The organism is Klebsiella sp. MISC125 (genome assembly GCF_051131775.1).
Taxonomy (GTDB): domain Bacteria; phylum Pseudomonadota; class Gammaproteobacteria; order Enterobacterales; family Enterobacteriaceae; genus Klebsiella.
In genome coordinates this window covers 972,805-987,885 of the sequence record NZ_CP180448.1, presented here as the reverse complement: position 1 = coordinate 987,885, position 15,081 = coordinate 972,805, and the positions used below count along the sequence as shown (strand labels likewise).

At 56.5% G+C, this 15,081-nt stretch carries 14 protein-coding genes; 10 read left to right on the top strand and 4 right to left on the bottom strand.

Annotated features, from left to right (window positions below):
- Positions 1-64 precede the first annotated feature (64 nt).
- From ACMYSL_RS04745 to dagF, 4 genes are read left to right on the top strand one after another with little or no spacing between them, the layout of a single operon-like run.
- Complete coding sequence (locus ACMYSL_RS04745; RefSeq protein ID WP_110276708.1) at positions 65-814, top strand: PTS mannose/fructose/sorbose/N-acetylgalactosamine transporter subunit IIC; 750 nt, start codon at positions 65-67, stop codon at positions 812-814.
- Complete coding sequence (locus ACMYSL_RS04740; protein ID WP_167492726.1) at positions 811-1,671, top strand: PTS system mannose/fructose/sorbose family transporter subunit IID; 861 nt, start codon at positions 811-813, stop codon at positions 1,669-1,671. Before ACMYSL_RS04745 ends, ACMYSL_RS04740 begins: the two co-directional genes overlap by 4 nt.
- 3 nt (positions 1,672-1,674) lie before the next feature.
- Positions 1,675-2,784 (top strand): D-glucosaminate-6-phosphate ammonia lyase, encoded by a 1,110-nt coding sequence (gene dgaE, locus ACMYSL_RS04735; RefSeq protein ID WP_434661578.1) that lies wholly within the window; start codon positions 1,675-1,677, stop codon positions 2,782-2,784.
- Positions 2,771-3,514, top strand: coding sequence for a 2-dehydro-3-deoxy-phosphogluconate aldolase (dagF, locus tag ACMYSL_RS04730; protein WP_434661577.1), 744 nt, complete (start codon positions 2,771-2,773; stop codon positions 3,512-3,514). Before dgaE ends, dagF begins: the two co-directional genes overlap by 14 nt.
- 239 nt (positions 3,515-3,753) lie before the next feature.
- Here dagF and trhA read toward each other — a convergent pair whose 3' ends face one another.
- Positions 3,754-4,413 carry a PAQR family membrane homeostasis protein TrhA gene (gene trhA / locus ACMYSL_RS04725; protein WP_112216534.1) on the bottom strand — a complete coding sequence of 220 codons (660 nt, stop codon included), beginning with the start codon at positions 4,411-4,413 and terminating at the stop codon, positions 3,754-3,756.
- Positions 4,414-4,574: 161 nt separating this feature from the next.
- Positions 4,575-4,886: a N(4)-acetylcytidine aminohydrolase gene (gene yqfB, locus ACMYSL_RS04720; protein WP_434661575.1), complete on the bottom strand. Its 312-nt coding sequence runs from the start codon at positions 4,884-4,886 to the stop codon at positions 4,575-4,577.
- A 50-nt stretch (positions 4,887-4,936) separates the two neighbouring features.
- Between yqfB and ACMYSL_RS04715 the strand changes: the two genes are divergently transcribed.
- The 6 genes from ACMYSL_RS04715 to ACMYSL_RS04690 all read left to right on the top strand — a co-directional run bounded on the left by ACMYSL_RS04715 (position 4,937) and on the right by ACMYSL_RS04690 (position 11,046).
- Entirely contained in the window at positions 4,937-5,665 is a 729-nt protein-coding gene (locus ACMYSL_RS04715) for a MurR/RpiR family transcriptional regulator (protein ID WP_182240537.1), read from the top strand.
- Positions 5,666-5,786: 121 nt separating this feature from the next.
- Positions 5,787-7,220 (top strand): 6-phospho-beta-glucosidase BglA, encoded by a 1,434-nt coding sequence (bglA, locus tag ACMYSL_RS04710; protein ID WP_434661574.1) that lies wholly within the window; start codon positions 5,787-5,789, stop codon positions 7,218-7,220.
- 316 nt (positions 7,221-7,536) lie between these two features.
- Positions 7,537-7,896, top strand: coding sequence for a copper resistance protein (locus ACMYSL_RS04705; protein WP_434661573.1), 360 nt, complete (start codon positions 7,537-7,539; stop codon positions 7,894-7,896).
- 48 nt (positions 7,897-7,944) lie between these two features.
- Positions 7,945-9,954 (top strand): protein-disulfide reductase DsbD family protein, encoded by a 2,010-nt coding sequence (locus ACMYSL_RS04700; protein ID WP_434661572.1) that lies wholly within the window; start codon positions 7,945-7,947, stop codon positions 9,952-9,954.
- Between the two features lie 2 nt (positions 9,955-9,956).
- Positions 9,957-10,556 (top strand): DsbA family protein, encoded by a 600-nt coding sequence (locus tag ACMYSL_RS04695; RefSeq protein WP_434661570.1) that lies wholly within the window; start codon positions 9,957-9,959, stop codon positions 10,554-10,556.
- Complete coding sequence (locus ACMYSL_RS04690; protein WP_434661569.1) at positions 10,546-11,046, top strand: protein disulfide oxidoreductase; 501 nt, start codon at positions 10,546-10,548, stop codon at positions 11,044-11,046. Before ACMYSL_RS04695 ends, ACMYSL_RS04690 begins: the two co-directional genes overlap by 11 nt.
- Positions 11,047-11,233: 187 nt before the next feature.
- Here the strand turns inward: ACMYSL_RS04690 and ACMYSL_RS04685 are convergent, their stop codons facing one another.
- Positions 11,234-11,977, bottom strand: a complete 744-nt coding sequence (locus ACMYSL_RS04685) for an SDR family oxidoreductase (protein WP_434661568.1) — start codon at positions 11,975-11,977, stop codon at positions 11,234-11,236.
- A gap of 60 nt (positions 11,978-12,037) precedes the next feature.
- On the bottom strand, positions 12,038-14,911 hold the full coding sequence (gene gcvP / locus ACMYSL_RS04680; protein WP_434661566.1) for an aminomethyl-transferring glycine dehydrogenase: 2,874 nt from the start codon (positions 14,909-14,911) through the stop codon (positions 12,038-12,040).
- Between the last annotated feature and the right edge of the window lie 170 nt (positions 14,912-15,081).

Here is a 15,081-nt window from a genome sequence, read left to right as displayed (position 1 = left end):
CTGGGGTGAGCGAAGGTAGACAACAAAGAGGCAGCCTGAAGGATGAAGTGTATAGGAAAATATTATGGATACTTTAGTCTTTGCAAGCCTGATGGGATTGTATTACTGGTTTGCCCGATTACGCCTTGGCTACACCTTCTCCGCCATGCTGCTTCAGCCGGTGGTTATCGCCGTCTTCGTCGGCTTGCTGCTCGGCAATATGCAAACGGCAATGATTATTGGTGCGGGCATGCAGCTCGTTTATCTCGGCGTAACTTCGACGCCGGGCGGTAACGTACCGTCGGACCCGGCGCTGGCCGCCTGTATTGCTATTCCCATTGCCGTGAAGGCCGGGATGGATCCGAACCTGGCGATAGCGCTGGCGATTCCGTTTGGCGTGATCGGCGTGTTCCTCGACCAGTTGCGTCGTACGCTGAACGCCGCCTGGGTGCATATGGCGGATAAACATGCGGAAACGGCGAATATGGCGGGCATTATGCGCTGCGCCTTCCTCTACCCGGCACTGCTTGGGCTGGTACTGCGCTTCCCGGTGGTATTTGCCGCCAACTATTTCGGCCAGAACGTTGTGGAAAGTTTCCTCAAGCTGATGCCGCACTGGCTGACCCACTCCTTTGAAATCATGGGCGGGATCCTCCCGGCTCTGGGTTTCGCCATCACCATTATGGTGATCGGTAAAAAGAGCCTGCTGCCGTGGTTCATTGGTGGATTCTTCGCGGTGCTCTATCTGAAGGTAGACATCATGGCGATGGCCATCTTCGGTACCTGCGTGGCCTTCCTGATTAAAGGCCTGGCGAAAAATGAAGGAGCAGCATGATGAGCAGCGACGTAATGCAGAATGAACTGGTCGAACGCGCACGAGTAAGCGGCACACTGACCAAAGCCGATATCACTAAAGCCTGGTTTATCTACTGGTTGGGTGCGGAAGTTTCCAGCTCCTATGAGCGTTTGCAAAGCCTGATTTTCTGCGCCTCGATGACGCCGATCATCAAAAAGCTTTACCCGCAAAAAGAGGAGCAGGTAGAGGCGCTAAAACGTCATCTGAACTTCTTCAACTCGGAACAGACCTTTGGTGCGGTGATTCAGGGGATCTCCATTGCGATGGAGGAGCAAAAAACCCGCGGCGAGCCGATTAGCGATGCTTCAATCACCGGGATTAAAACCGGCCTGATGGGGCCGCTGGCCGGGATGGGCGACTCCATTATCTGGGCCGCCGTGATGCCGCTGCTGATTGCTATTTTTATTCCGTTCGCCGCCAACGGCAGCGCAATGGGCGGTATTGTGCCCTTAATTCTCTACCCGGCGATTACGCTGGCGATTAGCTACGGCATGGTGCACAAAGGCTACACGCTGGGGCGCGACTCAATAATCGGCCTGCTGCAAGGGGGGCGAATCAAAGAACTGATCTACGGCGCGAACGTGCTCGGTTTGATCATGATGGGCGCGCTTTCGGCGAGCTACGTCAAAATTACCACGCCGTTAAAAATCAGCGCCCTGAAAGGTTCTGAGGTGGTCGTCCAGCAGATCCTCGACTCCATCGCACCGGGCCTGCTGCCGCTAGCGGCGGTATTCGCGGTCTACTTCTATCTGCTGAAGAAAGGGCCGCGTTACACCACTATTTTGCTGTCGATTGTCGCGCTGAGCGTGGTCTGTTCGCTGTTGGGAGTACTGTAAGCCATGACGCAGAACATCTATCAACAGCTGGGGCTAAAGCAAGTTATTAACGCCTGCGGCAAGATGACGATTCTGGGCGTCTCCAGCGTCGCGCCACAGGTGATGCAGGCCACGGCTCGGGCGGCTTCAGCCTTTGTGGAAATCGACAGACTGGTGGACCGTACTGGCGAGCTGGTTTCCCGCTTTACCGGCGCTGAGGACAGTTACGTCACTTCCTGCGCTTCGGCGGGCATCGCCATTGCCGTCGCCGCCGCCATTACTCGTGGTGACCAGGCCAGGGTCACGCTGATGCCGGACAGCTCCGGTATGGCCAACGAAGTAGTGATGCTGCGCGGGCATAACGTCGACTACGGTGCGCCGATTACCAGCGCCATTCGCCTCGGCGGCGGGCGTGTGGTAGAGGTGGGTTCGAGCAACCTGGCGGCCCGCTGGCAACTGGAGAGCGCGATTACTGACAACACCGCCGCGCTGCTGTATGTGAAATCACACCACTGCGTGCAGAAAGGGATGTTGAGCATTGAAGACTTTGTGCAGGTCGCACAGGTTCGCAACCTGCCGCTGATTGTTGATGCCGCCGCCGAGGAGGATTTGCACGCCTGGGTGGCGAGCGGAGCGGATATGGTTGTCTACAGCGGGGCAAAAGCCTTTAACGCGCCCACCTCCGGGTTTATCACCGGTAAGAAACCGTGGATCGCTGCCTGTAAAGCACAGCACCACGGCATCGCCAGGGCGATGAAAATCGGTAAGGAGAATATGGTTGGGCTGGTGTACGCGCTGGAAAATTATCATCAGGAGCAGGCGGTAGTGACTGCCGAACAACTGAAGCCAGTGGCGGAGGCAATTTCCGCGATTCGCGGGCTGAGCGCCGATATTGAGCAGGATGAAGCAGGGCGCGCCATCTGGCGTATTCGTATCCGGGTGAATGCGCAGGCGTTAGGCATTGACGCCTGTGAAGTGGAAGCGCAACTGCGCGGCGGCGATATCGCCATTTATGCCCGACGCTATAACCTTCATCAGGGCGTATTTAGCCTCGATCCGCGGACGGTCGCAGAAGGGGAAATGGCGTTAATCGTGGCGCGACTCAAGGAGATTGCAGACCATGCAGCAGATTAATTTTTATCGCCAACGAGTGGCGATCAACGTGCTGGCGAAAGATATTGCCAATGCCAGGGAAATCTATGATGCCGCAGAGGGCCATGCGGTAATCGGCGTGCTCTCCGCGCAGTTTGCCTCAGTGGAAGACGGCGTTCAGGAGGTCAAACGCTGGATGGTGGAGGTACCGTCCATTTCGGTAGGGCTGGGGGCCGGGGATCCGGCACAGTATTACAAGGCAGCGATGATTGCGTCAGCGGTTCATCCGGCGCACGTCAACCAGACCTTTACCGGCTGCGGTTTCGCGGCAGGGGCGCTGGCGGCGACGGGCGGCGAACAGACGCACATTAACGCGCTGGTCAGCCCGACGGGAACGCCGGGCGAGGTGCTGATTTCAACAGGAGTCAGCAGTAGTCAGGGAACGCCCGCCCGCGTTTCCTGCGATGCGGCGGTACGTATGATGCAGGATTCAGGGGCGCATGCGGCGAAGTTTTTCCCAATGGGCGGTGAGAAGTCGCTACCGGAGCTGTATGTGCTGGCGACCACCGCTGCGCGCAACGGGATGACGCTGATAGAACCAACCGGCGGAATCGATCTCGATAACTTTGGCATTATTTTGCAAAGCTGTCTGGAAGCAGGCGTACCTCGCGTGATGCCTCATGTTTACAGCTCGATAATCGACCCGAAAACCGGCAATACACGACCAGAAGATATCCGCAGATTAATGGATATCGTGAAAGCCGTAGTCTAAATAAAAAAACAATCCGTAGCCCTGGCAAGCAAGCTATCACCAACGGAGAATGTCCCGGAGGCGGCGCTGGCGCGCCTGTCCGGGCTACCGGACAGCAGACGTCTGTGAACTTGTAGCCCAGTCAGCGCAGCGCCACCGGGAAGATGGCCGCAGGAGATTGGGAACCGTGGAAATTCCCGGAGGCGGCGCTGGCGCGCCTGTCTGGGCTACCGGACAGGCGCCGGGAGATTTCTCGAAATTTAAACCTGTCCGACGTACAGATAAATCGCCAGGAAGTGGCACACGCTGCCGCCAAGCACAAACCCATGCCAGATTGCATGATTGTACGGAATGCGCTTGCAGACGTAGAAAATTACCCCCAGCGAATAGACCACTCCGCCGACCGCCAGCAGCGTGACGCCGCCCACCGCCAGCTTAATCGCCAGCTGATAAACCACGATAAGCGACAGCCAGCCCATCGTCAGGTAGGTCACCAGTGAGAGGATCTTAAAGCGATGCGCGATGGTCAGCTTGAACAGGATCCCCAGCAGCGCCAGGCTCCAGATAACAATCATCAGCCCGCGCGATAGCGGTGAATTTAGCCCCACCAGCAGGAACGGCGTGTAGGTCCCGGCAATCAGCAGATAGATGGCGCAGTGGTCAAACTTTTTCAGCCACAGCTTAGCCCGCTGATGCGGAATCGCGTGATAGAGAGTGGAGGCGAGGAACAGCAAAATCATGCTGCCGCCGTACAGGCTGTAGCTGGTGATAGCCGTTGCGCCAGCGTTGCTATCTACCGCCTGCACCAACAACAACACCAGACCGACGATACCAAACACCAGCCCGATCCCGTGGCTGATGCTGTTGGCAATTTCCTCTGCCAGAGAATATCCCTGAGTGATTAATGGTTTGCGAACCATATTTGACTCCGAAAACAAGTACGCTTTTTGTGCTCACTTAGGTTAACTGAGAATGATTCCAGTGAACACCTGTTAGCTAAAATAAAAAGATGAATATTTATGAACACTATAAAATCATAGTGTTACAGTTAAATTTCAACTAACAGTCGTTCACTATTTTATTAAAGCGTTTCGAATTCAATGACATAAAACTGCTGTTCACCCGGATAGATCTCCGCAATCACGTCTCGTAGTTGCGTCAGCGTCATATTCTCCTGCTGCGCATGGAGATCGGTCAGCGTCTCCAGGGTTACCGTTGAGGTCGCCACTACGCGGATGGTGCAAAAATAGCCGTTATCTTCGTAACGTCCAACGCGCAGGATATCGCCCACTTTAAAGTGCGATTCGGCTGCATTGCGGATAGTAATGGTTTTACGCCCGGCAAGGATGTCGTCCTGAAAGCGCTGAAAAAAGGTAATGTCATTCTGCTGCATGATATAATTCCGTCCTGGTCATTATGAATTGTGAGTTTGCCACTGTGAGTATCTTCTCCCACGCTGCTATCGCCAGTCTCAACAATCTTGAGATGATGGTCTATCACTACGTTATTAAGAATCGTGACAAAGTGATGTATATGACCATCCGCGAACTGGCGGAAGCCGTCGGAGTCTCTACGACAACCGTCCTGCGCTTCTGCCGTAAGCTGCAGTGCGAAGGCTACTCAGAGTTTCGCGTACGCTTTAAATTATATCTGGAGCAGAATGAGCCTCAACAGGCAAATATCGGTGCCAGTGAAATAATGAGCTTTTTCAAAAGCGTCAATAACGATGAATTTGATGGCTTACTGGAACAGGCCGTCGATATTATCCTCTCTTCTGAGCGTATTATTTTCGTTGGCGCGGGGACTTCCGGCGCACTGGCGAAATATGGTGCCCGCTTCTTTTCTAACGTTGGGAAATTCAGCAATCATATCGATGACCCTTATTTCCCGGTCACCAATGATATGGCGCGCAATGCGCTGGCGATCGTGCTGTCGGTCTCCGGCGAAACCGAAGAGATCCTGCGTTTCGCTAGCCAGTTCAGCCTGCACCGCTGCAAAGTGATGTCCATCACCAGCCACGAACACTCGCGACTGGCAAAGCTTGCGGACTTTAATCTCTCGTGGCACGTCCCGCAAACGCGTATCGGCGGCGTCTACGATATTACGACGCAGATCCCGGTTATTTATATTCTTGAAAGTCTCGGGCGTAAATTAGCGCGTAAACTCAGCTAAAAATAACACCCTGTTTTTTCGATGTAACAAATTCCACAACTGGCAAATTGTTATATCGTGACATTTATATCCCCTTTGCTAGACTCGAAACCAACAAGTAATTATGACGAGATCAGCAAAGATGAAAAAAATACCTTTACCGAAAGACTTTTTATGGGGTGGCGCGGTAGCTGCGCACCAGGTTGAAGGCGGCTGGAATAAAGGCGGCAAAGGCCCAAGCATCTGTGATGTGCTGACCGGTGGCGCGCACGGCGTACCACGCGAGATAACCCAGCAGGTTGAGCCGGGTAAATACTACCCGAACCACGAAGCCATCGACTTCCACGGCCACTATAAAGAAGACATCAAGCTGTTTGCCGAGATGGGCTTTAAGTGTTTCCGTACCTCTATCGCCTGGACCCGCATCTTCCCGTTAGGCGACGAAACCCAGCCGAATGAAGAAGGCCTGAAGTTTTACGATGACATGTTCGATGAACTGTTGAAGTACAACATCGAGCCGGTTATCACCCTCTCCCACTTTGAGATGCCGCTGCATCTGGTTCAGCAATATGGTGGCTGGACCAACCGTAAAGTGGTCGATTTCTTTGCGCGCTTCGCCGAAGTGGTCTTCGAGCGCTATAAGCACAAAGTGAAATACTGGATGACCTTTAACGAGATCAACAACCAGCGCAACTGGCGTGCGCCGCTGTTTGGCTACTGCTGCTCGGGCGTGGTCTATACCGATCATGAAAACCCGGAAGAGACCATGTACCAGGTGCTACACCACCAGTTCGTGGCCAGCGCGCTGGCGGTAAAAGCGGCGCGTCAAATCAACCCGGATATGCAGGTTGGCTGCATGCTGGCGATGGTTCCCCTCTATCCGTTCTCCTGTAAGCCGGAAGACATCATGTTCGCTCAGGAGTCAATGCGCGAGCGCTATGTCTTTACCGATGTCCAGCTACGCGGTTACTACCCAAGCTACGTCCTGAACGAATGGGAACGTCGCGGCTTTAACATCAAAATGGAAGACGGCGATGCGCAGATCCTGCGTGAAGGGACCTGTGCTTACCTCGGCTTCAGCTACTACATGACCAACGCGGTGAAAGCGGAAGGCGGCACCGGCGACGCGATTTCTGGCTTTGAAGGCAGCGTACCGAACCCGCACGTCAAAGCCTCCGACTGGGGCTGGCAAATCGACCCGGTAGGCCTGCGCTATGCGCTGTGCGAACTGTATGAACGCTATCAAAAACCGCTGTTCATTGTGGAAAACGGTTTTGGCGCTTATGACAAAGTCGAAGAAGACGGCAGCATCAACGACGACTACCGTATCGACTACCTGCGCGCACACGTCGAAGAGATGATCAAAGCGGTCACTTACGACGGCGTTGAGCTGATGGGCTACACCCCGTGGGGCTGCATCGACTGCGTCTCCTTCACCACCGGCCAGTACAGCAAACGTTACGGCTTTATCTACGTCAATAAACACGACGACGGCACCGGCGATATGTCGCGCTCGCGTAAGAAAAGTTTCAACTGGTACAAAGAGGTTATCGCCAGCAACGGTGAAAAACTGTAATGCTTTCGCCCTCTCCCGGCCGGGAGGGGGCAAAAAGCCCCTCGATATATACCCTAAGTAATTCGAGTTGCAGGACAAGGCACTTGTACCTTGAACAGCGCTTGCGCTGGCCCCGAAGGGGCGAGGCCGTAGGCCGAGTAACGCGGCAAGAGAGTGAATCCCGATGAGCTTACTTTGGTAAGTGATTCGGGTGAACGAACGCAGTCAACACACCTGCAACTTGAAGTACGACGGGTACAGACACTTCTTTACAGCATTAACATTGCCAAAACGCTTTCGCCCGATAAGATAGGCCACGTGAATAATTGAGGCGATCATGATCAAGCGACAACGCAAAGCCATCCTTCTTGTAGCCCTTGCCTGTCTGGTGGTGCTGATATGCACCGCGCAGCGTATGGCCGGGATGTATGCGCTTGTCATAAATGCGACTGCCGCCACTCAATTGGTACAGCAGGGTCAGAGTAATAGCGATGAGCCTGTGACGCCCTGCGAGCTGAGCGCCAAATCGCTGATGGCCGTTCCGCCGATACTATTCGAAGGCGCGCTATTTGCCATCACCCTGCTGCTGGCGGTACTGGCGGCAAACCCTGCGCGTATTGAGCGCCTCTGGCCTCCCCGCGAAATTTCTCCTCCCCGGTTACGGGTGCATCTCCGATTATGCGTTTTCCGTGAATGAGCACTGGCCTGACGGTTCAGGTTAATCATTCATTTACGGAGAAAATTTATGTTTATGGTATTCAGGCGACTGCTGGTCTGCCTGCTTTGGCTATGGCTGCCCGTCAGCCAGGCCGCCGACAGCGGCTGGTTACGCGCCGCCGATAATCAACACGCCAGCGTCAGGCTGCGCGCGCAAAATGAGAGCAGCGGCGAAACGCGCTTGCTGCTGGACGTCGCTCTGGAAAAGGGCTGGAAAACCTACTGGCGCTCACCGGGTGAAGGGGGAATTGCTCCGGCAATAACCTGGTCAAAACCGCTTGATGTCAGTTGGTACTGGCCAACGCCGCAGCGCTTTGACGTCGCCGGGATTTCTACTCAGGGCTATCACGGCAACGTCAGCTTCCCACTGGAGATTCGCGGCCCACTGCCGGAAACCCTGCACGGCGTGCTGACGCTATCAACCTGTAGCAACGTCTGTATTCTCACCGACTATCCCTTCTCGCTGGATATGACCTCCCCCGCAGGAAGCGATTTTCGCTACGACTTCACGCGGGCGATGGGCACTCTACCGCTGACGGACGGCCTGACCTCGCAGCGTAGCGCCAGCTATATCAGCGGTAAGTTAACGGTCACCGCCGTTCGCGAAGCGGGCTGGCAGCAGCCCTCGCTATTTATCGACAGTATGGATGACGTGGATTTCGGCAAGCCCGCCTTCGCCATCAAGGGGAATACGCTTATCGCCACGCTGCCGGTCACCGATAGCTGGGGCGATGCTGCGCCAAACCTCAGCGGTAAGACTTTGTCGCTGGTGCTTACCGAGGGCGGTCAGGCCGAGGAGAGCCGGGTTGCCATTGTTCAGGGGACTGCCGCACCGGAGCTGTCTCTGTGGTGGGTGCTGCTGATGGCGCTGGCCGGGGGCCTGATCCTCAACGTGATGCCCTGCGTGCTGCCGGTACTGGCCATGAAGCTGGGCACGCTGGTGCAAAGCGCTAACCAGCAGCGCGGGGTAATAAGACGTCAGTTCCTGGCATCCGTTGGCGGGATTATCGCCTCTTTCCTCGCTCTGGCGCTGATGATGACCCTGTTAAGGCTGGGCAATCAGGCGCTGGGCTGGGGCATTCAGTTCCAGAATCCGTGGTTTATCGGTGCGATAGCGCTGGTGATGGTGCTTTTCAGCGCCAGCCTGATGGGGCTGTTTGAGTTTCGCCTCTCCTCTAACACCAGCACGTTTCTGGCCACCCGCGGCGGAAGCGGTTTATTGGGCCACTTCTGGCAAGGGGCATTCGCCACGCTTCTCGCCACACCGTGTACCGCGCCGTTTCTCGGCACTGCCGTATCGGTGGCGCTCGTTGCGCCACTGCCGCTGCTGTGGGGGATCTTCTTCGCGATGGGTCTGGGAATGAGCCTGCCGTGGTTGCTGATTGTCGCCTGGCCCGGTTTCGCCCGACATCTTCCTCGCCCAGGCCGCTGGATGAACCGCGTTCGGGTCATTCTCGGGCTGATGATGCTCGCCTCGTCGCTGTGGCTGGTAAGTCTGCTGACGGTGCACATAGGTCGCCTGCCGGTGCTCGCACTGTTGGTGATTCTGACTCTCGTTCTGCTGCTGGCGACGGCCTGGCGCTACCGCTGGCGTACGGCGCTACAGGCCGCAGCGCTGGCCCTGGTGATTGCGGTCGCGGTGGCTTTGATTTCACCACCGGAAAGCCAGGGTTCGCGCCACGATCGCGTCAACTGGCAACCGCTCAGTGAACAGGCGATTGCCGACGCACTGGCCAATCATCAGCGAGTGTTTGTCGATGTAACCGCCGACTGGTGCGTGACCTGTAAAGCCAATAAATACAACGTATTGCTTCGTGATGAGGTACAGGAGGCGCTCTCAGCCCCGGATGTGGTGGCGCTGCGCGGCGACTGGAGTCGACCGTCGGACACCATTAGCCAGTTTCTGACCGCTCGCGGCAGCGCCGCCGTACCGTTCAATCAGATTTATGGACCGGCGTTACCGCAGGGCCAGACGCTGCCTGCGCTATTAAATCGAGAAGAGCTTCTCGCCACCCTATCCGCTGCGAAAGGAAAATAATCATGAGAATCATCACCGCATTACTGCTGCTGTGCATAGCAACATTTAGCATGGCCGCGCCGGAATCTTCCACCGATGACCAGCTCGCCAGGCTGCTGTTTAACGATCCCTTAAGCCCGCGTATGGGAGCCAAAGAGCCGAAACTGACCATCGTCTCATTCACGGATTACAACTGCCCTTACTGCAAGCAGTTCGACCCAATGCTGGAGAAAATCGTCCATGATAATCCTGACGTTTTACTGATTGTGAAGCTACTGCCGTTTAAGGGGCAAAGTTCGGTCAACGCCGCCAAAGCCGCGCTCTCAACCTGGCAGCAGCAGCCAGATAAGTTTTGGGCGCTGCATCAGCGGCTGATGGCGAAAAAGGGCTATCACGATGATGCCAGCATTCACGCCGCGCAGCAGAAGACCGCCACTGACGGGGTGAAGATCGATGAGAAAACCATGGAATCGCTAAAGATGAACCTGATTTTGTCGCAGGTGCTGAATATTCAGGGCACGCCGGCCACCATTATCGGCGACGAGATGGTAGCGGGCGCAATCCCCGAAGCAGATCTGGAGGGGCTGGTGAAAGAACAGCTGGCGAAAGCGGATGCGCAGTAAATTAACGCGCTGGCTGCGCGAGGGGATCGTCTTGCTATTGATTGGGGTGGCGATAAGCCTGGCGGTGGATTACGTACGTAAACCCGCATTGCCGCAAAATTTCACCAGCACGCCGCTGCAAACCCTTGATGGCCGGACGGTCGATCTGGCGGCAATGAGCCACGAACGTCCGCTGCTGCTGTACGTCTGGGCCACATGGTGCGGCATATGTCGTTACACCACGCCATCGGTGGCCGCGTTGGCTGACGATGGCGGTAACGTTATAACCGTGGCGCTGCGCTCCGGCGATAACGCCGCCCTGGAGAAATGGCTGGCGCATAAAAAGATGGCGTTACCGACGATCAACGACGCCAGCGGTCAGCTCTCACGGCAGTGGGATGTGCAGGTGACGCCAACTCTGGTCGTGATTTCGCGCGGCGAGGTGAAGTCGGTCACCAGCGGCTGGACCAGCGGTTGGGGGATGCGCCTGCGGCTGTGGATGGCGTCGTAGCGCATCTCCCCCGCTCGCTGAGCTACGGGTCGATGCGGTCTGAAGGTCTGGCAACCCGGAAATCCACAGTGTAATGGATCACAAAACTCCCGGTGGCGCTGCGCTGACCGGGCTACAAGTTCACAGTTGTCTGCGGGCTGGTAGCCCGGACAGGTGCGCAGCGCCGCCTCCGGGAAAGATTTACGGATTACCTCCCGCCCGCCAGCTCCAGAAAGCTGCCGGTCACGTAGGAGGCTTTGTCGCTCAGCAGCCAGACGATGGCCTGGGCGACCTCTTCCGGCTGACCGCCGCGCTGCATCGGCAACATCGACTTCACGCGATCCACGCGCCCCGGTTCACCGCCGCTGGCGTGCATTTCAGTATAAATTAGGCCAGGACGAACCCCGTTGACCCGAATTCCCTGCGCCGCAACCTCTAGCGACAGGCCAGTGGTCAGGGTATCTACCGCGCCTTTTGACGCGGCATAGTCCACATATTCCCCCGGCGCGCCCAGGCGCGAGGCCGCTGATGAAACGTTAACAATCGCCCCACCCTTACCGCCGTGCTTGTGTGACATCCGCTTTACCGCTTCCCGGCAGCAAAGAAAATAGCCAGTGACGTTGGTCGCCAGCACCCGGTTAATCCGCTCGGCGCAAAGGCTTTCAATCGTCCCTTGGGTAAACAAAATGCCAGCGTTATTGACCAGCGCCGAGAGCGGTTCGCCAAGGCGATCGATAGCCTCAAACATCGCCACCACCTGCCTTTCATCACTGACGTCCGCTTGCAGCGCAACGGCCTTTCCGCCGCAGGCGATAATTTCGTTCACCACGCCGGTCGCAGCTTCACTGTTCTGGTGATAATTCACCACCACGGTATAACCTTCCTGCGCCAACAGCAGCGCCGTCGCTTTACCTATTCCGCGGCTGCCGCCGGTCACTAATGCTATCGTCATGCCATTCCCCCAAAAAATAAAGGCGCCGCAGCGCCTTTAAAAGATAGTCTAATCAGCAGATTACTGGTATTCGCTCATCGGGACGCAAGAGCAGAAGAGATTACGGTCGCCGTAAACATCGTCCAGACGCTTCACGGTCGGCCAGTATTTATTGTTCAGCCCTGCCGGGAATACCGCCAGCTCACGAGTGTACGGGTGGTTCCACTCGCTCACCAGTTCGCCCTGGGTATGCGGAGCGTTAACCAGCGGGTTGTCTTCCAGCGGCCACTCACCGGCTTTCACACGGTCAATCTCGCCGCGAATCGCCAGCATCGCATCGATAAAACGGTCCAGCTCGGCTTTGCCTTCCGATTCGGTCGGCTCAACCATCAGCGTACCCGCTACCGGGAAGGACATCGTCGGCGCGTGGAAACCAAAGTCAATCAGGCGCTTAGCGATGTCCAGTTCACTGATGCCGGTCTCTTCTTTCAGCGGACGAATATCAAGAATGCATTCGTGCGCCACGCGACCGTCGCGTCCGGTATACAGCACCGGGAACGCGTCTTTCAGGCGGGTGGCGATGTAGTTGGCATTCAAAATCGCCATCTGGCTCGCCTGTTTCAGCCCTTCTGAGCCCATCATGCGGATATACATCCAGCTGATCGGCAGAATCGAGGCGCTGCCGAACGGGGCGGCGGAAACTGCGCCCTGACGGGTCAGCATACCTTCGATTTGCACCACGCTATGGCCCGGAACAAACGGCGCCAGATGTGATTTCACGCCAATCGGTCCCATACCCGGGCCGCCGCCGCCGTGCGGAATGCAGAAGGTTTTATGCAGATTGAGATGCGATACGTCTGCGCCGATAAAGCCTGGAGAGGTAATGCCGACCTGCGCGTTCATGTTCGCACCGTCGAGGTAAACCTGGCCGCCGAACTGATGCACGATTTCACACACTTCGCGGATCGTCTCTTCGTAGACGCCGTGGGTGGACGGATAGGTGACCATAATGCAGGAGAGGTTGTCAGCGTGCTGCTCCGCTTTTGCCCGCAGATCTGCCAGATCGATGTTGCCATTTTTATCACAGGCCACCACGACCACCTGCATCCCCGCCATCTGCGCGGAAGCCGGGTTGGTGCCGTGGGCAGAGGCCGGGATCAGGCAGATATCGCGATGCCCTTCGTGACGGCTCTCATGGTAATGACGGATCGCCAGCAGGCCCGCGTACTCGCCCTGTGCGCCAGAGTTCGGCTGCATACAGACGCTGTCGTAACCGGTCAAGGTCACCAGCCAGTCGGCAAGCTGGGCGATCATTTGATGATAACCTTCCGCCTGATCGATCGGGCAGAACGGGTGCAGCTCGGCAAATTCCGGCCAGGTGATCGGGATCATTTCAGCGGCGGCGTTGAGCTTCATGGTGCAGGAGCCCAGCGGGATCATCGCCTGATTCAGCGCCAGATCCTTGCGTTCCAGCGAGTGCATATAGCGCATCATTTCGGTTTCGCTGTGATAGCGATTAAATACCGGATGGGTCAGGATCGCATCGTCACGCAGCATGCTGGCCGGGATCGAGCGGCTATCAAGCGCCACGTCTTTATCCAGGGTGTCGATATCCAGACCATGATCATCGCCAACGATGGCACGGAACAGGTTCTGCACATCTTCGCGGGTGGTGGCTTCATCCAGCGTGATGCCGACGGCGTTGTGAATATCGCTGCGCAGGTTGATCTGCAGCGCTTGCGCCCGCGCCAGTACCGCAGCTTTATCAGCAACTTCCACGCACAGGGTATCGAAGTAATGCGCGTGACGCAGCTTGAGGCCTTTTTTCTGCAGACCATCGGCCAGAATATCGGTCAGGCGATGAATACGGCTGGCAATACGCTTCAGGCCTACCGGGCCGTGGAATACGGCGTACAGGCTGGCGATGTTAGCCAGTAGCACCTGGGAAGTACAGATATTGGAGTTCGCTTTCTCGCGGCGAATATGCTGCTCACGAGTCTGCATCGCCATGCGCAACGCAATATTGCCCGCCGCATCTTTCGATACGCCGATAATACGGCCCGGCATGGAGCGTTTGAATTCATCTTTTGCGGCAAAGAAGGCCGCGTGCGGGCCGCCGTAGCCCATCGGTACGCCGAAGCGCTGAGCGGAGCCGAAGACAATGTCCGCGCCCTGCTTGCCCGGAGCGGTCAGCAGAACCAGCGTCATAAAATCGGCGGCGACGCTGACAATCACTTTGCGCGCTTTCAGTTCCGCGATCAGCTTGCTGTAATCATGCACTTCACCCGTGGTTCCGACCTGTTGCAGCAGTACGCCGAAGACATCCTGGTGGTCGAGGACTTTATCAGCATCATCGACAATCACGTCAAAGCCAAAGGTTTCCGCACGAGTACGCACCACGTCCAGCGTTTGCGGATGAACATCGGCGGCAACGAAGAAACGGTTGGCGTTTTTCAGTTTGCTGACGCGTTTAGCCATCGCCATCGCTTCTGCCGCGGCGGTAGCTTCGTCCAGCAGCGAGGCCGAAGCGATATCCAGACCGGTCAGGTCGAGCGTCACCTGCTGGAAGTTCAGCAGTGACTCCAGACGCCCCTGGGAAACTTCCGGCTGATAAGGCGTATAGGCGGTATACCAGCCCGGATTTTCCAGCATGTTGCGCTGAATAACCGGCGGCAGCTGCACGGCGCTGTAGCCCATGCCAATGTACGACTTGAAGCGCTTGTTACGACCGGCAATCGCCTTCAGCTCCGCCAGCGCGGCGAATTCAGTCGTTGCTTCGCCCACCTGCGGCGGCGTCGCCAGCTGGATATCCTGCGGCACAATCTGGCCAATCAGGGCGTTAAGCGAGTCGGCGCCAACGGTTTTCAGCATCTCCTGCTGTTGCTGGGCATCCGGGCCGATGTGACGTTCAATAAAGGCGTCACGGTTTTCAAGCTGGCCTAAAGTCTGGGTCATGAGCGATGGTTCCTGAAACGTGCGGTGAATCGTAGGTGTCTCTACTTATCTGAATACGCAAAATAATTCGCGTTGCAGGCAGGCGGCAAGTCAGTGAATCCCCAGGAGCGTACATAAGTACGTGACTGGGGTGAGCGAGCGCAGCCAACACACCTGCAACGTGAAGAATG

Excerpts from the sequence above, each read along its gene's own strand:
- ACMYSL_RS04690 (WP_434661569.1), top strand. The coding sequence starts at position 10,546 with ATGCGCAGTAAATTAACGCGCTGGCTGCGCGAGGGGATCGTCTTGCTA.
- ACMYSL_RS04705 (WP_434661573.1), top strand. The coding sequence starts at position 7,537 with ATGATCAAGCGACAACGCAAAGCCATCCTTCTTGTAGCCCTTGCCTGT.
- trhA (WP_112216534.1), bottom strand. The coding sequence starts at position 4,413 with ATGGTTCGCAAACCATTAATCACTCAGGGATATTCTCTGGCAGAGGAA.
- gcvP (WP_434661566.1), bottom strand. The coding sequence starts at position 14,911 with ATGACCCAGACTTTAGGCCAGCTTGAAAACCGTGACGCCTTTATTGAA.
- ACMYSL_RS04740 (WP_167492726.1), top strand. The coding sequence starts at position 811 with ATGATGAGCAGCGACGTAATGCAGAATGAACTGGTCGAACGCGCACGA.
- ACMYSL_RS04695 (WP_434661570.1), top strand. The coding sequence starts at position 9,957 with ATGAGAATCATCACCGCATTACTGCTGCTGTGCATAGCAACATTTAGC.
- dgaE (WP_434661578.1), top strand. The coding sequence starts at position 1,675 with ATGACGCAGAACATCTATCAACAGCTGGGGCTAAAGCAAGTTATTAAC.
- ACMYSL_RS04685 (WP_434661568.1), bottom strand. The coding sequence starts at position 11,977 with ATGACGATAGCATTAGTGACCGGCGGCAGCCGCGGAATAGGTAAAGCG.
- dagF (WP_434661577.1), top strand. The coding sequence starts at position 2,771 with ATGCAGCAGATTAATTTTTATCGCCAACGAGTGGCGATCAACGTGCTG.
- ACMYSL_RS04745 (WP_110276708.1), top strand. The coding sequence starts at position 65 with ATGGATACTTTAGTCTTTGCAAGCCTGATGGGATTGTATTACTGGTTT.
- yqfB (WP_434661575.1), bottom strand. The coding sequence starts at position 4,886 with ATGCAGCAGAATGACATTACCTTTTTTCAGCGCTTTCAGGACGACATC.
- bglA (WP_434661574.1), top strand. The coding sequence starts at position 5,787 with ATGAAAAAAATACCTTTACCGAAAGACTTTTTATGGGGTGGCGCGGTA.
- ACMYSL_RS04700 (WP_434661572.1), top strand. The coding sequence starts at position 7,945 with ATGTTTATGGTATTCAGGCGACTGCTGGTCTGCCTGCTTTGGCTATGG.